This is a genomic window from Cyanobium gracile UHCC 0281 (assembly GCF_034931305.1).
Classification (GTDB): Bacteria; Cyanobacteriota; Cyanobacteriia; order PCC-6307; family Cyanobiaceae; genus Cyanobium; species Cyanobium gracile_A.
In genome coordinates, this window is sequence record NZ_JAYGHY010000014.1 from 19,355 (window position 1) to 40,497 (window position 21,143).

At 70.3% G+C, this 21,143-nt stretch carries 25 protein-coding genes and 1 tRNA gene; 18 read left to right on the top strand and 8 right to left on the bottom strand.

Annotated elements, in window-relative coordinates; all coding sequences use genetic code 11:
* Positions 1 to 145: 145 nt before the first annotated feature.
* Entirely contained in the window at positions 146 to 1,255 is a 1,110-nt protein-coding gene (locus VB739_RS06355; RefSeq protein WP_323356263.1) for a type IV pilus twitching motility protein PilT, read from the top strand.
* A 4-nt stretch (positions 1,256 to 1,259) separates the two neighbouring features.
* Here VB739_RS06355 and VB739_RS06360 read toward each other — a convergent pair whose 3' ends face one another.
* Entirely contained in the window at positions 1,260 to 1,457 is a 198-nt protein-coding gene (locus VB739_RS06360) for a high light inducible protein (RefSeq protein ID WP_216910119.1), read from the bottom strand.
* Positions 1,458 to 1,496: 39 nt separating this feature from the next.
* A complete protein-coding gene (tsaD, locus tag VB739_RS06365) occupies positions 1,497 to 2,552 on the bottom strand; it encodes a tRNA (adenosine(37)-N6)-threonylcarbamoyltransferase complex transferase subunit TsaD (protein ID WP_323356264.1) in 1,056 nt (351 codons plus the stop codon).
* 73 nt (positions 2,553 to 2,625) lie between these two features.
* Here tsaD and VB739_RS06370 point away from each other — a divergent pair, with 73 nt between their 5' ends.
* The gene (locus VB739_RS06370) at positions 2,626 to 3,135 is read left to right on the top strand and encodes a Photosystem I reaction center subunit III (RefSeq protein ID WP_323356265.1); all 510 of its coding nucleotides are present in this window, start codon (positions 2,626 to 2,628) and stop codon (positions 3,133 to 3,135) included.
* A gap of 11 nt (positions 3,136 to 3,146) precedes the next feature.
* The gene (psaJ, locus tag VB739_RS06375; protein WP_015110760.1) at positions 3,147 to 3,263 is read left to right on the top strand and encodes a photosystem I reaction center subunit IX; all 117 of its coding nucleotides are present in this window, start codon (positions 3,147 to 3,149) and stop codon (positions 3,261 to 3,263) included.
* A 121-nt stretch (positions 3,264 to 3,384) separates the two neighbouring features.
* On the opposite strand, the gene gmk is transcribed toward psaJ, so the two are convergent.
* Positions 3,385 to 3,960, bottom strand: coding sequence for a guanylate kinase (gene gmk, locus VB739_RS06380; RefSeq protein ID WP_323356266.1), 576 nt, complete (start codon positions 3,958 to 3,960; stop codon positions 3,385 to 3,387).
* A 49-nt stretch (positions 3,961 to 4,009) separates the two neighbouring features.
* Between gmk and VB739_RS06385 the strand changes: the two genes are divergently transcribed.
* Both VB739_RS06385 and tatC read left to right on the top strand, forming a co-directional pair.
* Positions 4,010 to 5,713, top strand: coding sequence for an Rqc2 family fibronectin-binding protein (locus tag VB739_RS06385; protein WP_323356267.1), 1,704 nt, complete (start codon positions 4,010 to 4,012; stop codon positions 5,711 to 5,713).
* Positions 5,710 to 6,468 carry a twin-arginine translocase subunit TatC gene (tatC, locus tag VB739_RS06390; RefSeq protein ID WP_323356268.1) on the top strand — a complete coding sequence of 253 codons (759 nt, stop codon included), beginning with the start codon at positions 5,710 to 5,712 and terminating at the stop codon, positions 6,466 to 6,468. Before VB739_RS06385 ends, tatC begins: the two co-directional genes overlap by 4 nt.
* Before the next feature lie 9 nt (positions 6,469 to 6,477).
* Here the strand turns inward: tatC and VB739_RS06395 are convergent, their stop codons facing one another.
* Positions 6,478 to 6,807, bottom strand: a complete 330-nt coding sequence (locus VB739_RS06395) for a DUF3067 family protein (protein ID WP_323356269.1) — start codon at positions 6,805 to 6,807, stop codon at positions 6,478 to 6,480.
* Positions 6,808 to 6,933: 126 nt separating this feature from the next.
* Here VB739_RS06395 and petC point away from each other — a divergent pair, with 126 nt between their 5' ends.
* From petC to VB739_RS06435, 8 genes are all read left to right on the top strand, one after another.
* On the top strand, positions 6,934 to 7,491 hold the full coding sequence (petC, locus tag VB739_RS06400; RefSeq protein WP_216910132.1) for a cytochrome b6-f complex iron-sulfur subunit: 558 nt from the start codon (positions 6,934 to 6,936) through the stop codon (positions 7,489 to 7,491).
* Positions 7,492 to 7,550: 59 nt separating this feature from the next.
* Positions 7,551 to 8,492 carry a cytochrome f gene (gene petA, locus VB739_RS06405; RefSeq protein WP_323356270.1) on the top strand — a complete coding sequence of 314 codons (942 nt, stop codon included), beginning with the start codon at positions 7,551 to 7,553 and terminating at the stop codon, positions 8,490 to 8,492.
* Positions 8,489 to 9,349: a prolipoprotein diacylglyceryl transferase gene (gene lgt, locus VB739_RS06410; protein ID WP_323356299.1), complete on the top strand. Its 861-nt coding sequence runs from the start codon at positions 8,489 to 8,491 to the stop codon at positions 9,347 to 9,349. The genes petA and lgt overlap by 4 nt, the downstream gene beginning before the upstream one ends.
* Positions 9,346 to 10,110 (top strand): precorrin-4 C(11)-methyltransferase, encoded by a 765-nt coding sequence (gene cobM / locus VB739_RS06415; RefSeq protein WP_323356271.1) that lies wholly within the window; start codon positions 9,346 to 9,348, stop codon positions 10,108 to 10,110. The genes lgt and cobM overlap by 4 nt, the downstream gene beginning before the upstream one ends.
* A complete protein-coding gene (locus VB739_RS06420) occupies positions 10,107 to 10,688 on the top strand; it encodes an alpha-ketoglutarate-dependent dioxygenase AlkB (RefSeq protein WP_323356272.1) in 582 nt (193 codons plus the stop codon). Before cobM ends, VB739_RS06420 begins: the two co-directional genes overlap by 4 nt.
* 149 nt (positions 10,689 to 10,837) lie before the next feature.
* Positions 10,838 to 11,452 carry a hypothetical protein gene (locus tag VB739_RS06425; protein ID WP_323356273.1) on the top strand — a complete coding sequence of 205 codons (615 nt, stop codon included), beginning with the start codon at positions 10,838 to 10,840 and terminating at the stop codon, positions 11,450 to 11,452.
* A 119-nt stretch (positions 11,453 to 11,571) separates the two neighbouring features.
* Positions 11,572 to 11,643 (top strand) — tRNA-Val (locus VB739_RS06430).
* Positions 11,644 to 11,778: 135 nt separating this feature from the next.
* The gene (locus tag VB739_RS06435) at positions 11,779 to 12,549 is read left to right on the top strand and encodes a helix-turn-helix domain-containing protein (RefSeq protein ID WP_323356274.1); all 771 of its coding nucleotides are present in this window, start codon (positions 11,779 to 11,781) and stop codon (positions 12,547 to 12,549) included.
* Here VB739_RS06435 and VB739_RS06440 read toward each other — a convergent pair.
* The gene (locus tag VB739_RS06440; RefSeq protein WP_323356275.1) at positions 12,524 to 14,158 is read right to left on the bottom strand and encodes a Ppx/GppA phosphatase family protein; all 1,635 of its coding nucleotides are present in this window, start codon (positions 14,156 to 14,158) and stop codon (positions 12,524 to 12,526) included. The two genes, VB739_RS06435 and VB739_RS06440, sit on opposite strands and share 26 nt — an antisense overlap.
* A 128-nt stretch (positions 14,159 to 14,286) precedes the next feature.
* Between VB739_RS06440 and VB739_RS06445 the strand changes: the two genes are divergently transcribed.
* Positions 14,287 to 15,180 carry a 4-hydroxybenzoate polyprenyltransferase gene (locus VB739_RS06445; protein WP_323356276.1) on the top strand — a complete coding sequence of 298 codons (894 nt, stop codon included), beginning with the start codon at positions 14,287 to 14,289 and terminating at the stop codon, positions 15,178 to 15,180.
* Positions 15,181 to 15,186: 6 nt separating this feature from the next.
* The gene (locus VB739_RS06450) at positions 15,187 to 16,152 is read left to right on the top strand and encodes an LD-carboxypeptidase (RefSeq protein WP_323356277.1); all 966 of its coding nucleotides are present in this window, start codon (positions 15,187 to 15,189) and stop codon (positions 16,150 to 16,152) included.
* Here VB739_RS06450 and VB739_RS06455 read toward each other — a convergent pair.
* Both VB739_RS06455 and ispD read right to left on the bottom strand, forming a co-directional pair.
* Positions 16,121 to 17,215, bottom strand: coding sequence for a CpcT/CpeT family chromophore lyase (locus VB739_RS06455; RefSeq protein ID WP_323356278.1), 1,095 nt, complete (start codon positions 17,213 to 17,215; stop codon positions 16,121 to 16,123). The two genes, VB739_RS06450 and VB739_RS06455, sit on opposite strands and share 32 nt — an antisense overlap.
* A gap of 8 nt (positions 17,216 to 17,223) precedes the next feature.
* Positions 17,224 to 17,931: a 2-C-methyl-D-erythritol 4-phosphate cytidylyltransferase gene (gene ispD, locus VB739_RS06460; RefSeq protein ID WP_323356279.1), complete on the bottom strand. Its 708-nt coding sequence runs from the start codon at positions 17,929 to 17,931 to the stop codon at positions 17,224 to 17,226.
* Positions 17,932 to 18,010: 79 nt separating this feature from the next.
* Between ispD and VB739_RS06465 the strand changes: the two genes are divergently transcribed.
* The 3 genes from VB739_RS06465 to fabG are packed head-to-tail and all read left to right on the top strand — an operon-like array spanning position 18,011 to position 20,797.
* On the top strand, positions 18,011 to 18,853 hold the full coding sequence (locus VB739_RS06465; RefSeq protein ID WP_323356280.1) for a lipopolysaccharide heptosyltransferase family protein: 843 nt from the start codon (positions 18,011 to 18,013) through the stop codon (positions 18,851 to 18,853).
* Between the two features lie 9 nt (positions 18,854 to 18,862).
* On the top strand, positions 18,863 to 19,987 hold the full coding sequence (locus VB739_RS06470) for a potassium channel protein (RefSeq protein ID WP_323356281.1): 1,125 nt from the start codon (positions 18,863 to 18,865) through the stop codon (positions 19,985 to 19,987).
* A gap of 57 nt (positions 19,988 to 20,044) precedes the next feature.
* Positions 20,045 to 20,797 (top strand): 3-oxoacyl-[acyl-carrier-protein] reductase, encoded by a 753-nt coding sequence (gene fabG, locus VB739_RS06475; RefSeq protein WP_323356282.1) that lies wholly within the window; start codon positions 20,045 to 20,047, stop codon positions 20,795 to 20,797.
* Here the strand turns inward: fabG and VB739_RS06480 are convergent, their stop codons facing one another.
* Positions 20,798 to 21,040: a hypothetical protein gene (locus tag VB739_RS06480; RefSeq protein ID WP_323356283.1), complete on the bottom strand. Its 243-nt coding sequence runs from the start codon at positions 21,038 to 21,040 to the stop codon at positions 20,798 to 20,800. It abuts the gene before it with no gap.
* Between the last annotated feature and the right edge of the window lie 103 nt (positions 21,041 to 21,143).

Below are 21,143 nucleotides of genomic sequence, written 5' to 3' on the forward strand. Positions count from 1 at the left end.
CCACGCTGATGTTCACAGGGGCGAATCCGCACCTAGAATTTTGGCCTAGGACCGAGCCCTTCGACTGGATCGCCCATCCGTTTTGTCGAGTTCTTCCATGCCACCGGCGCCACCTCCACCCCCTCCCGTGGGCGTCAACCCGGCGATGGCGGTCCGGTCGGCCCAGGGTCCACCGATGGCCGCCGATGGGGGATCTCCGCCGACATTGGAACAGATCGTTCGGGTGGCTTTCGATCGCAATTTCTCCGATGTTCACCTCGGCGTTGGTGAACGACCCAGGTTCCGGTATCGCGGCGACATGATTCTGGCCGGTTTGGATGTAACCGATCCCGGCACATTCCGAGACTGGCTGCGGGAAATCATGGAGCCCGCACAGATCGATCGTTTCGTCCAGCACAAGGAGCACGACGGATCCTTCGCTTTCGGCTTCGTGCGGGTAAGGATCAACCTGCTTGAATCACTGCAGGGTCCAGCAATGGTCCTGCGGTTGATTCCGCAGACTATTCCCACCATTGACGAGCTCAACCTGCCCCAGGTGCTCAAGGATCTGGCCCAGCGGCCCAAGGGCATGCTCCTGGTCACCGGACCCACCGGTTCAGGCAAGAGCACGACCCTGGCGGCGATGATTGACCACATCAATCGCACGATGAAACGCCATATCCTCACCATCGAGGATCCCGTGGAGTTCGTGCATCAGAGCCGTGAGTCCCTGATCCGCCAGAGAGAACTGGGCACCCACACCAAGTACTTCAAGACAGCCCTGCGGGCGGCGCTCCGGGAGGATCCCGACGTGATCCTGGTGGGAGAGATCCGCGACCAGGACACCCTCACCACCGCGATCGAAGCCTCCCAGACCGGCCACCTGCTGCTGGGAACCCTGCACACCAACTCCGCCGTACGCTCCGTCGAGCGGATGCTGGGGATGTACCCACCCGATGAGCAGGACATTGTGCGGCGGGCCGTGGCGGATTCACTGCTGGGGGTGATCTCCCAGGGACTGATCAAGACAGTGGATGGCAAGCGGGCGTCGTACCACGATGTTTTCATCAACACCGACGCCTGCAAGGACTACATCCTCAGAGCCAATCTTGATGAAATCGAAGCCATCATGGCCCGCAGCGGTTTTGACGGCATGATCACGGCCAATCAATACCTGGCCAATCTGGTTTCTGCCGGAAAGGTGAACCCTGAAGACGCTCTGGCCGCCAGCCTCAGACCCGGCGAACTGGCCCAGACCCTGCGGGGTCGGACCTGAGGCGTCAGCCCCCTGCCAGGCGTACGAGCAACAGAACGCCCAGACCCACGGAAAGCCCAAGCATGGCCAGACGGCCATTCCAGATCTCGGCCTGGGGCGTGAAACCGCGACGCCAGGCGTTCAGTTCCTGCTGGGACACGGGTTCCGTGTCGCTGAGGGACGTTTCAACCTGCTCAATGGGCAGGGGATTCGCGGGGGCCATGGGGCCAGACCATCAAGCGATCCACCCACACTAAGGGCATCAAAAGGGAGGTTGTGGCGCATAGAGCGTGCCTGCCTGCTCCAGGGGGAGCCGGGCCGCCACCCCCAGGGCGATCCCGCTGCGCCCGCCGGCGTCGAAGCGCTCGATGGCCGCCAGGCCCACCATGGCGGCGTTATCGGTGCAGTAGGCCAACGGCGCGACACGCCAGCCGAGGCCCCGGGCGGCGGTGGCCTCGGACATGTGTCGCCGCAGTCGCCGGTTGGCGGCCACACCGCCCACCAGCACGATGGTCTGGAGGCCCGCCTCGACGGCGCAACGGCAGCTGCGCTCCACCAGCACCTCGGCCACCACCTCCTCGAAGCTCGCCGCCAGGTCGGCCACCGGCAGGCTGCCGGCCTGGCGGCTGAGGGTCTGCACCTGGCGCAGCACGGCCGTCTTGAGGCCGCTGAAACTGAAGTCGTAGGGGTGAAAGCCCCCCTGGGGCAGGGAGACCCGCCCCTTGGGAAAGCGGAATCGGCCCGGATCCCCGTCCAGCGCCGCCGCCTCGATCGCCGGCCCACCCGGGTAGCCCAGCCCAAGCAGGCGGGCCACCTTGTCGAAGCATTCCCCGGCGGCATCGTCACGGCTGCGGCCCAGGCGGAGGTAGCTCCCCGGAGCCTCGACCTTGACCAGCTCGGTGTGGCCACCACTCACCAGCAGCACCAGGTAGGGCCCCTCCGGCAGCGGCTCACCCAGGTGCACCGAGCAGAGATGGCCCTCCAGGTGGTGCACCCCCAGGAACGGCTTGCCATGCAGCCGCGCCAGGGTGCGCGCCGTCACCGACCCCACGAGCAAAGCCCCGGCCAGCCCGGGGGCCACCGTGGCGGCGATGGCATCGAGGTCGGCCATGGCCAGACCGCTCTGCTCCAGCACCTGGGCGATCAGGGCCGGCAGCGCCTCCACATGGCGACGGGAGGCGATCTCCGGCACCACCCCGCCCCAACGGGCGTGCTCCTCCATCTGGGAGGCGACGGCCCCCGCCAGCACCCGCCGTCCGGACACGATCGCCGCCGCCGACTCGTCACAACTTGTTTCGAGGGCCAGAACCGTGCTCATGCTCCCTGGAGAGCTCCCCTACTGTCCGCACGAGCCATCCTGCCCCGCGGCAGTTCCCCCGCGGCCCCTCTCCATGCGCCGTCTTCTCTCCAGTCGTTCCTTCGCCATCAGGGCCTTCGCCCTGGTGGCGTCCGTGTTCCTGCTCTTCGGCTTCGCCCCCTCGGCCCGGGCCGACATCGGCGGACTCACCCCCTGCAGCGAGACCCCCCGCTTCCAGCAGCGCGCCGCCGCAGCCAGCACGGACCAGGCCAAGGCCCGGTTCGCGTACTACGGCCAGTCCCTCTGCGGCACTGATGGCCTGCCCCACCTGATCACTGACGGCCGCTGGAGCCACGCCGGTGACTTCACGATCCCGGGCCTCCTCTTTCTGTACATCGCCGGCACGATCGGCTGGGCCGGTCGTGGCTACTTGATCGCCATCCGCGGCAGCAAAGACGCCACCATGCGTGAGATCCAGATCGATCTGCCCCTGGCGTTCAAAACCACCCTGGCCGCTGCTGTCTGGCCCCTGGCGGCCCTCAAGGAGTTCACCAGCGGAGCCATGGTGGAATCCGACGACAAAGTGACCGTTTCCCCCCGCTGATTCCAAGAGCCATGAAGAAATTCCTCACCACCGCACCCGTCGTGGCCGCCGTCTGGTTCACCCTGACGGCAGGCATCACGATCGAGGTCTTCCGCTTCTTTCCCGATCTGATCATCCATCCCCTCTGAAGCCGGCAAGAGGCCTCATTGATTGCGACGAGCGGCCCTTGAACGGGCCGCTTTTTCATGGCTGCTCCTCCCTGCTTGGCTCCAGCCCTTGCGGGTTTGCCTCTCAGTCAGGGCAGGGGTGTCAGACGGCGTCGCCAAACCCCAGCAACCGCTCCAGCTCCTGCACGGCCGCCTCCAGATCACCGTTCACCAGGACCGCATCAAACTCGGGCTCGGCCTCCAGTTCCACCCGGGCCCGGGCCAGTCGTTTCTGGATCGCCTGCTCAACGTCGGTGCCCCGGCCCCGGATGCGGCGCTCCAGTTCCTCAAAGCTGGGCGGCTTGATCAGCAGCTGGAAGGCCGCCGGAAACGTGCGCCGCACCTGGCGGGCCCCCTCCAGCTCGATTTCCAGCAGCACCGGCTGGCCCTGGGCGAGATGCTCTTCCACCGGCCCCCGGGGGGTGCCGTACAGGTGTCCGGCGAAGGCGGCCCATTCCAGGAAGCCGTCCGTGGACACCCGTTGCTCGAAGTCGGGCCGGGTCAGGAAGAAATAGTGCTGGCCATCGATCTCCCCGGCGCGGGGCGTCCGGGTGGTGGCTGACACCGACAGCCAGAGGCCCGGATGGCGCTGCAGCAGCCGGGCCACCAGGGTGCCCTTGCCCACCCCGCTGGGTCCGGTGATCACCGTGAGTCGACCGGGGGAGGGGGGGGCTGGCATGGATCGCTGGCGCTGGGGCGCACAGTAGGGGTGGACCGCATTGGAGGCGATGGCCCCATCCCCGCCCATCCAGGCCATGGATGTGACCAGCCTGCGCGCCGTGCTGGTCGAGATGCGCCGCGGCCTGCTGCCCAGCCGTTTCGAGAAGGCCCAGCAGCCCGATGCCCATCGGTTGCAGCTGGGCCTGCGCAGCCTGCAGGGAACCCTGTGGCTGGAACTCAGCTGGCTGGCGGAGGCACCACGCCTGCTGGCCATTGACCCACCGCTGCGGCAGGGGGATGGCAGCACCCTGGCCCAGCAGCTGCAACACGGCCTGCGGGGTCTGGCCCTGGTGAGCCTGGAGCAGCAGGGCTGGGAGCGGGTGGTGGCCCTGGGGTTCGCCCCCAGACCCGGTGAGCCGATCGCCAGGCAACTGGTGCTGGAGGTGATGGGACGCCACAGCAACCTGTTCCTGCTGGATGAGGACGGGCGAGTGATCACCCTGGCCCGCCAGGTCCGCCAGGACCGGTCGCGCCTGCGGCCCATCGGCACCGGGGATGCCTACGTGCCGCCGCCGCCCATGGCCGGCGAACCTCCGCGGCTCCAGGAGGATTTCGCCTCCTGGCAACGGCGCCTCAGCCTGCTGCCCCAGACGGTCGGCCAGGCGCTGTTGGGCGCCTACCAGGGGGTCGGTCCGGCCCTGGCCCGCCAGCTGGCGGACGCCTGGCTGCTCTTGCCGGTGGACAGCCTGCAGGCGGAGCAGTGGCAACAGCTCTGGCAGCGCTGGCGCCTCTGGCTGGAGACGATGGAACAGGAACGGTTCGCCCTGGGCTGGGGCGGTCCGAGCGACTACCGCTGCTGGGATTCCGGAGCAGCGGCGACCGTGCCCACCCCCTGGGCGATCAACCGAGGACTGGCGGGCTACTACGACGATCGGCTGGGCCGTCGGGAGCTGGAACAGCGGCGGGCAAGCCTGCGGCAGCGCCTCCAGACCGCCGCGGCGCGGGAGCGCCGCAACGCCGACCAGCAGCAGGCCCTGCTGGCGGCAGTGCCCGGCAGCGAGGCGATGCAGCGCCGGGCCGATGGGCTGCTGAGCGTGCCGGCGCCCTCCCGGGATGAGATCGACGAAGCCCAGCGCCTCTACCGCCAGGCGCGCAAGCTGCGCCGCTCCGTGGCCGCGATCACGCCTCGGCTGGAGCTGCACCAGCAGCGGCTGGCCGCCATCGACACCAGCCTCACCTTCCTGGAGCAGGCGGAGAACGGGGCCCAGCTCACCGCCGTCGAGGAGGACCTGCCCGCCCTGCTCCCCTGTCGGGACAGCCAGGGGCCCGGGCCCTCACGGCGCCTGCGACGGGGACCGGCCGGCAGCGCTCCTTCCCCCCTGGAACTGCGCAGCAGCGGTGGCCTGCGCCTGCAGGTGGGCCGCAACCATCGCCAGAACGAGTGGATCAGCCTGCAGCAGGCCCGGCGCGGCGATCTCTGGTTCCATGCCCAGGAGTGCCCGGGCAGCCACGTGGTGCTGAAGGGCTCGGAGGGCACCCCCAGCGACGAGGATCTGCGGGAGGCGGCCGACCTGGCAGCCCACTTCAGCCGGGGCCGGGCCAACGGCCGGGTGCCGGTGGTCATGGTGCCGACCGGCGACCTGCAGCGGATCGCCGGTGCCGGCCCCGGCACGGTGCGCCACCGCGGCGGCACCGTGCTGTGGGCGGTGCCCGATCGAGCCGCTGACCTGCTGGCGGAGCCCCCTAGGCTGCCGGGAACGGAACAGCCATGAGCAACTCCATCCCCGAGGACACTTTCCCCGGCGAGGTGCAGATGAGCCTGGTGGAGCACCTCGAGGAGCTCCGCCGTCGCGTCCTGCGCAGCCTGCTGGCGGTGGTGGTCGGTGCTGCCGTTTGCCTGGTGGGGGTGCGGCCGCTGGTGAAGCTGCTGGAGGTGCCGGCCGAAGGCATCCGCTTCCTGCAGCTGGCCCCGGGCGAATTCCTGTTTGTGTCCTTGAAGGTGGCCGGCTACGCGGGGCTCACCCTCGCCCTGCCCTACGTGCTGTTCGAGACCCTGGCCTTCGTGCTGCCGGGACTGAGCCGGCGGGAACGTCGGCTGGTGGCCCCCGCCGTCGCCGGCTCCACCGTGCTCTTCGCCGCCGGCCTGGCCTTCGCCTGGTGGGCTCTGGTGCCGGCCGCCCTTCGCTTCCTGGTGTCCTATGGCGCCGATGTGGTCGAGCCGATCTGGTCGATCGAGCGCTACCTCGACTTTGTGCTCCTGCTGATGGTGGCCACGGCCCTGGCCTTCCAGCTGCCGGTGCTGCAGCTCCTGCTGGGCGCCCTGGGGCTGATCGACTGGCGCACGATGCTGGGGGCCTGGCGCTGGGTGGTGCTGGCGGCGGCCCTGGCCGGTGCGGTGCTGACGCCCTCCACCGATCCGATCACGATGCTGCTGCTTACCGGGGCGATCACGGCCCTGTACCTGCTCGGGGTGGCGTTGGTGGCCCTGGCCGAGGGGCTGCGGCCCACCCCGTCGCCCTCCACCTGAAGCTCCGGCTCAGAGCATGAACTCGCTGGCGCGCCCCGCCGGCAGCTCCAGGGGCAAAGACAGGGCCTTGCCCAGGCGGGGCTTGTCGGTGGTGGTCTGGAGCCAGTGGCGCACCTGGGCGGCCACGCCGAGGCCGTTGAGGGAGCCCACCAGCTCCTCAAGGTGCTCCTCGAAGGCCTGGGGCGTCAGCGGGAAGGACTGCTGCTCGAGGTAGCCCCACATCACATGCAGATACAGGCGACCACGACGCTGAACCAGCTGCAGGTCGTAGGTGGCCTGCCAGCGCGTTCGCAGCACCTCCAGCAGTTCCTCCCGGCGAAGCGGCTCAGCTGAGGTCATGGCGGCAGGCGCTCTCCACAACAGCATGTTGCAGCCGGCCTGCGGCGGGTGCGACTCGGACCCGGCCTGGGAAGGGCAAGGTTCATAATGGGCGCCACGTCAATCGGTCACACCGCGCCGTTCCCTATGACCCAGATTCCTGCGGCCTCCTCGAACGGCGGTGGTGCTGATGTGCCCGGAATGGGCCGCCGGCAGTTCATGAACCTGCTGACCTTCGGCTCCGTCACAGGGGTGGCCCTGGGTGCCCTCTATCCCGTGGTGAACTACTTCATCCCGCCAAAGGCCGCAGGCAGCGGTGGCGGCGTCACCGCCAAGGACGAGCTGGGCAACAGCGTCACCGCCACCGGCTGGCTGGCCACCCACAAGGAAGGCGACCGCAGCCTGGTGCAGGGTCTCAAGGGTGATCCCACCTACCTGCTGGTGGAGGGTGGCGAGGCCATCGGCGACTACGGCATCAACGCCATCTGCACCCACCTGGGCTGCGTGGTGCCCTGGAACAGCGGCGCCAACCGGTTCATCTGCCCCTGCCACGGCAGTCAGTACGACGCCACCGGCAAGGTGGTGCGCGGCCCTGCTCCTCTCTCCCTGGCCCTGGCCCACGTCAGCGTCGAGAACGACAACGTGTTCCTCAGCCCGTGGACTGAAACCGACTTCCGCACCGGCGAGAAGGCCTGGTGGGCGTGATCGGCGCCTGAATCTCCCTCCCCCGCTTCACTTCTCCGACGCCCGCCACCTCCACCCCCATGCGCCGCTTCCTCTCCCCCCTGTTCGGCACCCTCCTCACCCTCAGCCTTTCGGTGGGCGTGCTGCTTCTGGGGGCCAGTCCCAGCTGGGCCTATCCGTTCTGGGCCCAGCAGAACTACGCCACCCCGCGTGAAGCCACCGGCAAGATCGTCTGCGCCAACTGCCACCTGGCCAAGAAGGCCACCCGGGTGGAAGTGCCCCAGGCGGTCTTCCCTGACACGGTGTTCAAGGCGGTGGTTGAAATCCCCTACGACACCTCCGTTCAGCAGGTGTCCGGCAATGGCAGCCCCGCCGGTCTGAATGTGGGAGCCGTGGTGATGCTTCCCGACGGCTTCACCCTGGCCCCCCAGGATCGGCTCAGCGATGAACTCAAGGAAGAGACCGCCGGCGTCTACTACACCCAGTACAGCGACGACCAGCCCAACATCCTTCTGGTGGGCCCTCTCCCCGGTGACCAGCACCAGGAGATCGTCTTCCCGATCCTGTCTCCTGATCCGGCCACCGACAGCGCCATCCACTTCGGTAAGTACCAGGTGCATGTGGGTGCCAACCGTGGCCGCGGCCAGGTGACCCCGGAAGGTGAAAAGACCAACAACACCGTCTACACCGCCCCCGCAGCCGGCACTGTCAGCGCCATCACCACCGGTGATGACGGCAGCACCGTGGTGGAGATCACCGGGGCGGCAGGCGCTGTCACCGAAACCATCCCCGCCGGACCCAGCCTGATCGTGGCCGTCGGCGATGCTGTGGAAGCCGGTGTGCCCATCACCAACGACCCCAACGTCGGCGGCTTCGGTCAGATCGACGCTGAAGTGGTGCTACAGAACCCGGTGCGCATCTACGGCCTGCTGGCCTTCTTCGCCGCCGTGGCCCTGGCCCAGATCATGTTGGTGCTCAAGAAGCGCCAGGTTGAGAAAGTCCAGGCGGCGGAGGGCTTCTGAGCGCCCTTCTCGGCCTCTTCACCTCCCCGGGACCCCTGATCTTTCAGCTGGGTCCCGTCTCCGTTCGCTGGTACGGCCTGCTGATCGCCCTGGCGGTGCTGCTTGGGCTGCTGCTGGCCACCCGTCTGGGACGCCAGAGGGGCATCGATCCCGGCCTGATCGCTGATCTCCTGCCCCTGATGGTGCTGGGGGCCGTGGTCGGCGCCCGGACCTATTACGTCGCGCTGGAATGGCGCCAGTTCCACACCAACTGGCTCGATGTCTTCGCCATCTGGCGTGGGGGCATCGCCATTCACGGCGCCCTGATCGGGGGGACCCTGGTCACCCTGCTCTTCTGCCGCTGGCGCCGCCAGGCCTTCTGGCCGTTGCTTGATGTGCTCGTTCCCGCCGTGGCCCTGGGCCAGGCGATCGGGCGCTGGGGCAATTTCTTCAACTCCGAGGCCTTCGGGCTGCCCACCAACCTCCCCTGGGCCCTGACCATTCCGATGGCCAACCGGCCGTCGGAATTCCTTGAGCAGGCCTCCTTCCACCCCACCTTTCTCTACGAATCCCTCTGGAATCTGGGGGTCTGCGGCCTACTGCTGCTCCTGTTCCGCCTGGGCAGCCAGGGGCGGGTGCGGCTGCCCGCCGGGGCGCTCAGCTGCACCTACCTGATGGCCTACAGCAGCGGCCGCTTCTGGATCGAGGGGCTGCGGCTCGATCCTTTGTGCCTGTTCTCCCAGCCGCCCTTCTGCGCCGGTGGCCTGCGCATGGCCCAGCTGATGAGCCTGCTGCTCATCGCACTGGGGGCGGCGGGTCTGCTCTGGCTCTACCGCTTCCGACGTCCCCTCCCCGACCCCTCCGGCGTGACCGCATGACAGCCACCGTTCAGATCGTCGGAGCCGGCCCCGGCGCCCCGGACCTGCTCACCCTGAGGGCCTCCAGGGCCATCGAGGCGGCCGAGGTGCTGGTCTGGACCGACTCCCTGGTGAGCCCCCAGATCGCCGCCCTGGCGTCAAGGGAGTGCGAAACGGTGCGCACCAGCACGCTCACCCTCGAGGAGGTGATGGCGGTGGTGATCGAGCGGGCCAGGCAGGGACGGCGGGTGGTGCGCCTCCACGACGGCGACCCCTGCCTGTACGGAGCGTTGCAGGAGCAGATCTGCCGGCTGGCCGATGCCGGCCTGGCGGTGGAGGTGGTTCCCGGGCTGAGCGCCTACCAGGCCACCGCCGCCGCCCTGGGGGCCGAGCTGACCATTCCCGGCCGGGTCCAGACGATCGTGCTCAGCCGGGCGGGCGGCCGCACCGGCGTGCCGGAGCGTGAATCCCTGGCCCGTCTCGCTGCCCTGCAGGCCTCCCTGTGCCTCTATCTCAGTGCCCGCCACGTGGAGGAGGTGCAGAGCGAGCTGCTGCTGCACTACCCGGCGGACACGCCGGTGGCGATCGGGTACCGGGTCAGCTGGCCCGACCAGTGGCTCACGGTGGTGCCCCTGGACTCCATGGCCCGCGTCAGCCGGGAGCGGAACCTCATCCGCACCACCCTCTACGTGGTGAGTCCGGCCCTGCGGGCCGCCGAGGAGGCCCGATCCCTGCTCTATTCCGCCAGCCACAACCACCTGTTCCGCGGCGGCGCCGAGTGACGGCGGCCACGCCCTGCCTGCGCCACTGGCGGGGCTGGGTGGAGGCCGCACAAGCCGATGCCTGGCTGGAGCGGCTGCGACAGGAGGTGCCCTGGAAACAGGAGTCCATCCGCGTGTACGGCCGCCGCCACGCCATGCCCCGGCTCACCTGCTGGATGGCGGATCCTGGCTGCGGCTATCGCTACTCCGGGTTGGAGAACGCCATCGAACCCTGGACACCACTGGCCGCCGCCATCCGCCGGCGCGTTGGGGAGGCTGCCGCCCAGGAGTTCAATTCCCTGCTGCTGAACTACTACCGCGACGGCCGTGATGCCATGGGCTGGCATGCCGATGACGAGGCTGAGCTCGATCCGGAGGCCCCGATCGCCTCCCTCAGCCTGGGAGCCAGCCGCACCCTGCGTTTCCGTCCCCGCCAGCGGGGCACGGCTCCGACCCTGGCGGTGGAACTGGGCCATGGGGATCTGCTGTTGATGGACCCGCCCACCCAGCGGCACTGGCAGCACGGCCTGCCGCGGCGCCTGAGGGTGGAAACCCCGCGGCTCAACCTGACCTTCCGGAGGGTACGGCTGCCGGCCTGATCACGGGGGGAGGGTGCCGCCACGGGGGGCGGCCGCCTCAGGCATCCCGGCGCCGGCAAGATGGCAACAATGGATGCAGTGTTCCTCTGAGCGGAGTTCCGAGGGCAATGTCCAGTTCCCGTGGTAGCCGACACCGGCGGCTCCTCCCCGTGCTGCTGAGTGTGACCCTGCTGGGAGGCGGCTGTCAGTTCACGGGGGTGAGTGAGGCCGGCCGGGAGCGCTGCCGCAGGCTGGGTGCCAACGCTGGCCATCCCCTGGCGGCCGCCCTCAGCTACGTCCGCTGCCTGCCCAACGCTGAGGCCACCCTGGCGACCGAGAAGGCGGCCGAGAAGGCCGCCACGGCCCGACGGGCGGCCCTGGAAGCCTGCCGCAGGCGGCAGGGAACGATCACCACCCTGATCGAGTCGCTGCGCCAGGCGGAGCAGGACCTGGCCGCGGCGCGCAGCAGCCCGTTCCGGCCCTCCGTGGCGCCGCCCCAGCCCCTGGATGCCGGCAAGGAATCGCGCTATCGCCCCGAAGACCAGCAGCTCGACCGGGACCGCTACGAGGCCGCCCTCGGCGCCTGGGAACAGCAGGTGGCCTCGCAGCGGGCCGCGTGGCGGCAGCGGCGTGCCGAACGCATCGCGGCCGCCCAAGGGCGGCTCAACCGAGACGCCCAGGCCCTCAGGCAGCTCCAGCCCGATCTGTTCAACGGCCCCACCAGCATCGAGTTCGACCCGACGGCACTCAAAACGGTGAGCGCCGGCTGCGACAGCACCGGCTGAGGGGATTTGACAGTGTGATCGGCGACCGTGTAGGAGGGTTCAGGCCATTGGGCCTGGTCGAAACCTCTGCCGTTGAAAGATCCTCTTTCAGGCGATGCCGAGGTGCCGACAGCAACGATGGGCGATTAGCACAGCGGTAGCGCACTTCCTTCACACGGAAGGGGTCACTGGTTCGAATCCAGTATCGCCCATGTCTTCTTTCCTGCCTTCCGGCCCGTAGCGTCCTTGGACGCGAATGGCTGGTCGTCCCCTGGACCGCTCGTCATACTGCTGGCGACGCAGCGCTTCAGGAGTCCCTGCCCTTGTTCGAATCTCCTGCCGCGACCATGGCCGCAGACGACTGGAGTGCTCCGATCCCGCAGCTCGTCCAACTGGGCGAAAAGCTCGGCCAAGCCCGCCGCAATCAGGGCCTCAGCCTGGAGGAACTGGCCTACCGACTGCGGCTGGGCAGTGAACAGCTGACGGCCCTCGAGGCCGGGGACCACACCCACCTGCCGGAAGCGGTGTTCGTGGTGGCCCAGGCCAAGCGGGTGGCCGGCGCCCTGGGGATCGACGTGAGCCAGCAGATCAGTGATCTGCAGGGGAGCCGCCTGATGCGTGCCAAGGGCCGCCCGGCCCCCGTCACGCCCCCGCAGCGACGGCCCACCATCGCCCCCGCCCGCGAGGGCCGCTCCCTCGGCTGGCTGTGGGGGGGCCTGCTGCTGCTGGGCGGCGGCGGCCTTGCGGTGGGCGCCCTGCAGGGGAAGGTCTTTGCCCCGCAGACCTCCCGACCCCCATCACCGGCCGCGAGCACCAAAGCGGGGGTGGCTCCGGACCAGGCTGTGGCCGCTGGGGCGCCGTCCCGGCCGGTGGCGGACGCGCTGGTGCTGCAGAGCAGCCAGCCCAGCTGGCTGGAGGTCCGCGATGCGGCCGGGGTCACCCTGTTCCGCGGCACCTTCACCGGCGAGAAGCAGTTCCCCATGGGGCAGGGCCTCAGGGTGCTGGCCGGCCGGCCCGACCTGGTGACCGCCACCGCCGGCAGCCAGGCCCCCCGCTCCCTGGGACGGATCGATCAGGTGGTGTGGCGCAGCTTCAGGGCGACGCCTGCCGCACCGTGAGCCTCAGGCCCGTGGCCTCCAGCACCAGATCGGCGCAGGAGCGGAGACTCCATTCCTCCAGGCTCAGATCCTGGGGGGTGTCACCGGGCTGGGGCGCCTGCGGCTGCAGGCTGATCGTGAAGCCCCGGGTCTGAGCGGTCCGTTCGGCGTCCGCCGAGACGCTGATCGCCTCGATACCGGGGGCGGGCCTCCGGTCGAGGGCGGCCGCCAGCCGCAGCAGCAGGGCCATCGTGAACACGGTGTGGCGGTGCTGGCCGGCCTCGATCAACTGCCACGACTCGTGGCGCTTCTTGGGCAGGCTGCGACGGTGGTAGCGGGCGATCGCCGCCACCATCAGGTGCTCGGCCTCGGAGTAACCGAGCAGCTCCCCGTGGCGGATCAGATACCAGGTGTGCTTGTGATAAGCGGCGATGTTGACGTGCTTGCCGCAGGCATGGAGCTGGGCCGCCGCCCACAGCAAGGCCCGGCCTTCGCCGTCGTCATCGTGCAGCAGGCCCCGGGTCTGGTCGTAAAGGCTGAGAGCATGGCTGGCCACCCGGTCGGCCCGGCCCGTATCCACCCCGTAGGTACGGGCCAGGTGGAGCACGGTGCGGCGGCGGATCGTGCTCTGGAAGCTGAAGCGATCGACGAGCAGGCCGTTGCGCAACATCCAGTCGACGATCAGACCTTCCCTCAGCGCCCGCTCACAGACCACCAGCTCCCTGACCTGGAGGATCTCCATGGTGGTCTGGAGGATCAGGGCGCCCGGGACGATGATCTCGGCCCGGCGTTCATTGATGGCGGTGAGGGCGCGGCGCTGCTCCGGCGTCATCGCCACCAGCCGCTCGACGATGCCATCAAGGCGGGCCCGGCCCAGGCGGTAGCCGTCGAGCTTCAGGGGCGGGTTGGGATCCTGGGCGGAAGCCAGGGCCGCCATCGCCATGGCGGTGCCGCTGGTGGCCACCAGCACCGGCTTCTCCCCCGGCCGCAACTCCCGTTTGACCTCGGCCACGGCCGGATCCATCGCCCCCTGGATGTAGGCCTCGAGAAAGCCGCGGCGGGCCGGCGTCAGGGGGTCCTCCCGACAGAACTCCCGCTGCAGGCGCACCGCGCCGATGCGGGTGCTGGTGAGGGCGCGGGCATCGCGGCCATCGGCGAGCACCAGCTCGGTGGAGCCGCCGCCGATGTCGAGGATGAAATAGGGCTGATCGCCGAAGGAAAGGCCCGACAGCACCCCCAGGTAGATGAGTCGGGCCTCCTCCGGCCCGCTCACCAGGTCCACCACCAGCCCCAGCTGGTCCTGGAGCCCCTGCAGGAACGAGCGGCCGTTCGGAGCTTCCCGCACGGCGCTGGTGGCGGCGGTGACGATCTGCTCCACCCCGTGGCTGGTGGCCAGGTCGCGGCAGTGGCGCAGGGTCAGGAAGGCGCGCTCGATCGCCTCGGGCGTGAGGTCGCCGGAATCGGGATCCCTCTCCCCCAGCCGGGTGGTGGATTTCTCCGCCAGCACCACCGAGAAGCTGCGCAGGACCGGATCGATCGCCGCGACCAGCAGGTGGATGGAATTGGTGCCGATGTCGATGGCCGCCACCCGCCGTTCCGCGGTACCGGCGGTGTCGGGGATCGGGGGCATGGGGGTCGGCCCGGGCAGCGGCGGCGCCACTTTGCCACCGGCCGCCCCATCGCCAGCAGGCGGGAACGCCGCCGTCAGGAGTTGGATAGGGTGCCGGGAACCAACCGTTGCGAGCGGTGAACGTCCCGATGGCCCCAGGCCGTGTCCAGGCCTGGCTTGAGCTGCTGCGCTGGCACAAGCCCAGTGGCAGGCTCATCCTCCTGATTCCCGCCGGCTGGGCCCTGTGGATGGGTCCCGCCGTGCCACCTCCGGCCCTGCTGGTGGGCTGGATCGTGCTGGGGGGTCTGGCGGTGAGCGGCGCCGGCTGCGTGGCCAACGACCTCTGGGACCGGCGCATCGATCCCCTGGTGGCGCGCACCCGCCACCGGCCCCTGGCCGATGGCCGCCTCGGGGTGGGCACCGCGACCGTCCTGCTGGTCCTTTGCCTGGTGGTGGCCCTGGCGGCCCTGCTGGCCCTGCCCCCCGCCAGCCGGGTGCTGTGCGTGGGGCTCGCCCTGGCCACCTTGCCCCTGGTGCTGCTCTATCCCTCCGCCAAGCGCTGGTTCGCCTATCCCCAGCTGGTGCTGGCCCTGTGCTGGGGCTTCGCCGTCCTGATTCCCTGGGCGGCCGCCCAGGGGGGCCTGCAGGGTGCCCAGGGCGGCTGGCCCCTGCTGCTCACCTGGCTGGCGGCGGTGAGCTGGACCTTCGGCTTCGACACCGTCTACGCCATGAGCGACCGGGACGACGATCGACGCCTCGGGGTGCGCAGCAGTGCCCTGAGCCTGGGGATCCAGGCGCCCCTGGCGGTGGCCCTTTGCTATGGACTCACCTGCGCCGCCCTGGCCCTGGCCGTGCTGCTGCAGGGGCGGGCGGGTCTGCCGTTCTGGCTGCCCTGGGCCGCCGCCGCCCTGGCCATGCAGCAGCAGGCGGGCCGGCTGCGTCGCCCCGACCTGCCCCGCAGCGCCTATGGCCGGCACTTCGCCGTTCAGGTCTGGCTCGGTGGTCTGCTGCTGCTGGCCGTGATCCTCTCCACCAGCGCCTGATCCGCCATGAACGCCGGACTGCCGCCCCTCCAACCCCCTGCCCTGCAGGCGGGCGACCGGGTCCGACTGGTGGCCGCCAGCTCCGCCCTGGGCGATCTGGAGCGGCTGCAGGCCGGCCTGGCGGTGCTGGCCAGCTGGGGCCTGGAGCTGGATGACGATCCCTCCCGGCTGCCGGCGCGCCGCTGGGGCTACCTGGCGGGCCAGGACGCCGAGCGGGCCGGCGATCTGCGGCCCAGCGGCGACCCGGAGGGCTCACCGGCCCTGCTGGCCTGCGTGCGGGGGGGCTGGGGGTCGGCGCGGCTGCTGGAGCGCCCCCTGGAGGCGGCAGGCGGCTGGCTGCTGGGCTTCTCCGATGTGACCTCCCTGCTGTGGCACCGGCTGGCGACGGGCCAGGGGGGCGCCATCCACGGTCCCTTGCTCACCACCCTGGCGGCCGAGCCGGCCTGGAGCCGGGAGCGGCTGCGGGCCCTGCTGTTCGGCGAGCCTCTGGCCGACCTCGAAGGGGAGAGCTGGGTGGGCGGCCAGGCCGAAGGCCCCCTGCTGGCCGCCAACCTCACGGTGGCGACCCACCTGCTGGGCACGCCGCACCTGCCGGATCTGGACGGGGCGATCCTGATCCTCGAAGACGTGGGGGAAGCGCCCTACCGCCTCGAGCGGATGCTGACCCACTGGCGCCTCTGCGGTGCCCTGCAACGCCTGGGGGGCATCGGCTTCGGCAGCTTCGAGGGCTGCGACGACCCCCAGGACGCCGACGGCGACAGGCCCCGGTTCAGCCTGGAGCAGGTGCTGCGGGAGCGGACCGCCGATCTGGGTATCCCTGTGCTGGCCGGCCTGCCGGTGGGACATGGCCACGTCAATGCCGCCCTGCCCCTGGGGGTGCGGGCCCGACTCGACGGCGACCGGGGCCGCCTGAGCGTGATCGCTGCAGGGCCTGGGTCCGTCAGGGGCCGGGCAGCTTCTCCTCGTCGATGACGGTGCGACCCACCAGCTGACCATCCTTCAGCAACTGGCTCGACCGCCAGCGGCGGCGGCCGTCGGGGCTGCAGCTGATGATCTCGTGGATGTCGGGATCCCCTGGGTCCCGGGCCTGCATCACCAGCAGGCAACCGGCGGCCGGCTGCTCGCCCGGCAGGTCCATCGCCCAGCCCTGGTAGCGGTCACTGGCGAACCACACCCGGCCGGAATGGATCTCGCCCTGGGCCTCGAGGCGGCGCAGCGGGGCGTCCTCCGGACCATGGAGGTTGCTCTGGTGGTAACGCCAGCGGCCTCCCTCCTGGGACACCCGGATGGTGATCGTGCTCGGGAAGCTCTCGAGCAGCCCGCCCCCGGCGTCGTAGCGCCGGAAGCGGCCCCGCCACACGCCTTGTTGCCGCACAAGAGCGGGAAGATCGTTCCCGAGGGCTCCGTCCACCCCGATCCCATCGCTCCGGCCTGCCCGGTCGAACAGCAGCCAGCTGAAGCCGTCGACCTCACCCCGCACCGAGCCATCGGCCAACCGCAGGCTGCGGTCCCGATACCAGAGCTGGTCGGGATGGAGGAGCATCTCGAACTCGGCGCAGACCTCACCGTCCTGCGCATGCCGGTAACGGCAGGCCCCGGGATCCATGCGGGCGCGGAAGCGATCGAAGGCCGGCTCCGCCTCGAAGAACAGATCGCAACCCGGATGGCGATCGAAGGCCTCCGGACCCAGGATCTGCACCTGGGCTGCCGCCAGCGCCGGGCGGTCGTAGGTGGGCCCGCCGCGGAAGAACAGCTGCTCGGCCCGGACACTGCCGCGCTGCGGATCCATCCCGAGCACCACCACCCGCTGGCGGTGGGCCAGCTGGGGGGCGCTGGCGCGGAACTCCTGGAAGTAGAGCACCAGCGCGCCGAGCTGGGGCGCCTGCAGCCGCTCCACGACCAGGGTGCGCAGTTCCCGGGTGAGCTCGGGCGCCGGCGGGCCACCCCTGGCAAGGGTGGCGGCCACCTGGCGCCGGTTGTCGAAGGCCCCCTGCCAGCGGGCGGCGATCGTCTCGAGCTGGGCGGCGCTGTCCATCGGCGGCCTCAGGTGCCGCGGGCCGCCAGCACCGCGCTGGCGATGGTGAGATCGAAGCGGGTGGTGAGCTTGATGTTGGACGGCGGCGCCTCCAGCACCCGCACCGGCAGCCCCAGCCGCTCATAGAGGGCCGCATCGTCGGTGACGCTCCAGCCCTCACGCTCGGCCCGCCCGTGGGCCTGGCGCAGCTGGGCCACCCCGAAGCCCTGGGGCGTCTGGGCCGCCCAGAGGCCGCTGCGTTCGGGGGTGGCGGTGATCAGGCCCTGGCCATCCACCTGCTTGATGGTGTCGGTGACGGGGGTGGCGGCGATGATGCCGGCCCCCTCGGCCATGGCCTGACTCAGGGCCGAAGCGCAGCGCTCCAGCAACTCCGGTTCCGCCAGGCAGCGGGCGCCGTCATGGATCAGCACCGCCTCGGCATCGGCGGGCAGGGCCTCCAGGCCCCGGCGCACCGAGTCCTGGCGGGTGTCCCCGCCGACGATCCAGGCCACCGGTTCGGCCAGGGAGCGGCGAGGCTCGGCGGCGGCCAGGATCGCGGCGATCGCCGCTTCGTCCTCGGGCCGGCCCATCACCCCGATCCAGCGGATCGCCCCGCAGGCCAGGGCGGCATCAAGGGTCCAGGCCAGGACGGGGCGGCCAGCCAGGGGCAGCAGCAACTTGTTGGTGGCGGCGCCCATGCGGCGCCCGCTGCCGGCGGCGGCGATCAGCAAATGCACAAGCGATGGGCCGCCCGGGCGGAACACTGGAATCCCCTCCATACAATCAGGCCGCCAGGCCCGCCCGACCCAACGCCCGATGCGCGCACTGTTTCTGATCCCGGGCGATGGCGCCAACCAGTTGCAGGCGCTTCCCGCCGTGGCGGCCACCGCCGAGCAACTCCACTTCCAGATTCAGGTGGCCTGCCATCCGTCGCTGATGGCGCTGTGGAAACTGCTGCCGGCCGTGGAGAAGGTCATCCCCTTCAACTTCGGCGACGCCACCCTGGCCGACTGGGCCAACCTGCTCGGATGTGTGCGGGAGCCCGATTTTCAGGCCTGCATCAATCTGGCCAGCGGCCGCCAGGTGGATCTGATGCTCTCGATGAGCCACATCCCCAACCGCATGGCCGCCGGGGGCTTCTCCGCCACCGAGACCGTGCAGGTGCCCCAGGGTCTCTGGCCCGCCCAGGCCCTGGAGGCCTACCTGCGGCCGATCGGGGTGAGCCTCGATGCCGCCGCCTTCCGCCTCAGCCTGTCGAAGGCCGCCCTCGACGAAGCCCTCGCCACGTTGCCGGCCGGCGACGGGCCGATGCTGCTGCTGGCCCCCTCCGCCGGCCCGGACGACTGGCCTGCCGCGGCCTGGCAGGAGCTACCCGGCCGCATCGCCGCCACCCTCCCCGGCCTGCGCTCCCTGCAGGTGCCCCCGGCCTCCCCGGCCCACCTGCCCGAGAGGGCCGCCCTGGTGGCCGCCAGCGACGTGGTGCTGGCCAGTGATGCGGTGACCATCGAACTGGCCCTGCTCAGCGGCACCCCGGTGGTGGCTCTGGGTCGCAGCAGCGACAGCCTTCCCGCCCGCAGCGGAGTACAAGGACTGGGTTCCCCCGGCCCCTTGCGTGACCTCCCCTCCAGCGACGTGCTCCAGGCCCTCGGCCTGGGCTGAGCGGCGCCCATGAGTCGCCTGTGGTTCGCCCGCAGGAAGCGTCCCCCCTCGGCCAGGGCACGCCGTCCCTGGGTCACCCCCCTGATCGCCCTGATCGTGGTGGTCAACGCCAGCGCCATCGGCTACCGGATCACCGAAGGCTGGGACTGGGGCGATTGCTACTGGATGGTGGCCATCACCATCGCCACCATCGGCTACGGCGAGGTCCACCCCCTCTCCACCGCCGGGCGGATCATCACCGTGTTCTCCATCGCCGGAGGCCTCGTGGTGGTCCAGCTCACCGTCCAGAACCTGGTGGGCCTTTCCGAAACCGGCTACTTCCGGCGCCTGCGGGAGCGCCGATTCCGCACCTGGGTCCAAAGCATGAACAACCACGTGATTCTCTGCGGCTACGGCCGCATCGGCAAGGAGATCGCCGATCAGCTGATCCGGGAGAAGGTCCCGCTGCTGGTGGTGGAAATGGACGCGGGTTGCCGCGATGAGGCGGAGGAGCGGGGGCTGCCGGTGCTGTTCGCCGACGCCACCCTCGATGAGACCCTGCTGGAGGCGGGCATCCATCACTGCCGCAGCCTGGTGGCGGCCCTGCCCAACAATGCGGCCAACCTCTACGTGGTGCTGAGCGCCCGGGGGCTGGCCCCCCGCTGCCGCCTGATCGCCCGCTCCGACAGCGCGGAAGCCGGGCGCAAGCTGCGCCTGGCCGGGGCCGACCAGGTGGTGAGCCCCTACGTGGCAGGGGGCCGGGTGATGGCCGCGACCGCCCTGCGGCCGCTGGCCGTCGACTTCATGGAGCTGCTGGCCGGCTCCGACTGCGAGGTGGAGGAATTCCAGCTCAGCGACGACAGCTCCCGGCTGGGTGAACTGCTGGGCCGCAGCCTGGCGGAGATCCAGTTCGGCCGCCGCAGCGGCGCCCAGGTGCTGGCCATCCGCACCCCGGCGCCGGCGGTGGTCAATCCCTACTCCTACCGGGGAACCACCTACGGCCCTGCGGAGGCCACCCTGGTCACCAACCCCGGCGGCGACATCCGGCTGGAGGCCGGCCAGCTGCTGGTGGTGATGGGCAGCAAGGAGCAGCTGCAGCGCTTCGCCGAGGTGCTCGGCCCAGCTCTGGAGAGTTCCGACCAGATGGCCGACTGAGGCGACCGGAGCGGGACTTCGCCAGGCATACGATCGCCTGACCCAGCTCCCGCCGCCATGTCCAGCGCCGCTCCCCTCTCCGGTCAGGTCGCCCTGGTGACCGGTGCCAGCCGGGGGATCGGCCGGGCCATCGCCGAGTGCCTGGCGCTGGCCGGCGCCACGGTGGTGGTGAACTACGCCCGCTCGCCCGAAGCCGCCGAAGAGGTGGTGGCCACGATCACGGCGGCCGGCGGCCAGGCCTGGAGCCACCAGGCGGATGTGGCCGACGAGCAGGCGGTGGAGGCGATGGTGAAGGCGGTGCTGGAGAAGGAAGGGCGCCTAGACGTACTGGTCAACAACGCCGGCATCACCCGTGACGGCTTGCTGATGCGGATGAAGACCGCCGACTGGCAGAGCGTCATCGACCTCAACCTCACCGGGGTGTTCCTCTGCACCCGCGCCGTCAGCCGCGGCATGCTCAAGGCCCGCCGCGGCCGCATCATCAACATCACCTCGGTGGTGGCCCTGATGGGCAACCCCGGCCAGGCCAACTACAGCGCCGCCAAGGCCGGTGTCATCGGCCTCACCCGCAGCAGCGCCGCCGAGTTCGCCAGCCGCGGCATCACGGTGAACGCGGTGGCCCCCGGCTTCATCGACAGCGACATGACCAAAGATCTCGACAAGGAGCCGATCCTTGCCGCCATCCCCCTCGGCCGCATGGGCCAGCCCGAAGAGGTCGCCGGGGCGGTGCGGTTCCTGGCGGCCGATCCGGCGGCGGCCTACATCACCGGCCAGGTGCTGCAGGTGGACGGCGGCATGGTGATGCGCTGATCAGGATTCCGGTGCCAGGGGCTGGGCGAGGTCTTCCCGCAGCTTGCGGATGCGCTGCAGCAGGCGCAGGCGCCGGCTTCGGGCCGTGAGGGTGAGGAACAGCCGGATCGGCACATAGACCAGGGCCATCAGCAGGCCGAGGGCGGCGATCAGCAGAAACACCATGCCGTCGGCGCTGGTGCTGGGTACCAGGGCCGACTCGGTGGCCGCGCTGTCGAGGGTCTGCTGCAGCAGGTCTTCCATGCTGAGAAGGTACCTCCTGCGACGGGGGGCCGCCGCCGACCCTGACCGGGACATTCGGCTTTCCCCACCGATGGGCGGATGCCACCGGCGGGGTCGCCGTGGG

Coding starts and splice junctions, on each gene's coding strand:
- tsaD (WP_323356264.1), bottom strand. CDS start 2,552: ATGAGCACGGTTCTGGCCCTCGAAACAAGTTGTGACGAGTCGGCGGCG.
- VB739_RS06465 (WP_323356280.1), top strand. CDS start 18,011: ATGCGCGCACTGTTTCTGATCCCGGGCGATGGCGCCAACCAGTTGCAG.
- VB739_RS06355 (WP_323356263.1), top strand. CDS start 146: ATGGCGGTCCGGTCGGCCCAGGGTCCACCGATGGCCGCCGATGGGGGA.
- VB739_RS06395 (WP_323356269.1), bottom strand. CDS start 6,807: ATGACCTCAGCTGAGCCGCTTCGCCGGGAGGAACTGCTGGAGGTGCTG.
- cobM (WP_323356271.1), top strand. CDS start 9,346: ATGACAGCCACCGTTCAGATCGTCGGAGCCGGCCCCGGCGCCCCGGAC.
- VB739_RS06450 (WP_323356277.1), top strand. CDS start 15,187: ATGAACGCCGGACTGCCGCCCCTCCAACCCCCTGCCCTGCAGGCGGGC.
- VB739_RS06480 (WP_323356283.1), bottom strand. CDS start 21,040: ATGGAAGACCTGCTGCAGCAGACCCTCGACAGCGCGGCCACCGAGTCG.
- tatC (WP_323356268.1), top strand. CDS start 5,710: ATGAGCAACTCCATCCCCGAGGACACTTTCCCCGGCGAGGTGCAGATG.
- VB739_RS06470 (WP_323356281.1), top strand. CDS start 18,863: ATGAGTCGCCTGTGGTTCGCCCGCAGGAAGCGTCCCCCCTCGGCCAGG.
- gmk (WP_323356266.1), bottom strand. CDS start 3,960: ATGCCAGCCCCCCCCTCCCCCGGTCGACTCACGGTGATCACCGGACCC.
- petC (WP_216910132.1), top strand. CDS start 6,934: ATGACCCAGATTCCTGCGGCCTCCTCGAACGGCGGTGGTGCTGATGTG.
- VB739_RS06445 (WP_323356276.1), top strand. CDS start 14,287: ATGGCCCCAGGCCGTGTCCAGGCCTGGCTTGAGCTGCTGCGCTGGCAC.
- fabG (WP_323356282.1), top strand. CDS start 20,045: ATGTCCAGCGCCGCTCCCCTCTCCGGTCAGGTCGCCCTGGTGACCGGT.
- VB739_RS06435 (WP_323356274.1), top strand. CDS start 11,779: ATGGCCGCAGACGACTGGAGTGCTCCGATCCCGCAGCTCGTCCAACTG.
- VB739_RS06360 (WP_216910119.1), bottom strand. CDS start 1,457: ATGGCCCCCGCGAATCCCCTGCCCATTGAGCAGGTTGAAACGTCCCTC.
- VB739_RS06440 (WP_323356275.1), bottom strand. CDS start 14,158: ATGCCCCCGATCCCCGACACCGCCGGTACCGCGGAACGGCGGGTGGCG.
- VB739_RS06455 (WP_323356278.1), bottom strand. CDS start 17,215: ATGGACAGCGCCGCCCAGCTCGAGACGATCGCCGCCCGCTGGCAGGGG.
- psaJ (WP_015110760.1), top strand. CDS start 3,147: ATGAAGAAATTCCTCACCACCGCACCCGTCGTGGCCGCCGTCTGGTTC.
- VB739_RS06370 (WP_323356265.1), top strand. CDS start 2,626: ATGCGCCGTCTTCTCTCCAGTCGTTCCTTCGCCATCAGGGCCTTCGCC.
- VB739_RS06385 (WP_323356267.1), top strand. CDS start 4,010: ATGGCCCCATCCCCGCCCATCCAGGCCATGGATGTGACCAGCCTGCGC.
- petA (WP_323356270.1), top strand. CDS start 7,551: ATGCGCCGCTTCCTCTCCCCCCTGTTCGGCACCCTCCTCACCCTCAGC.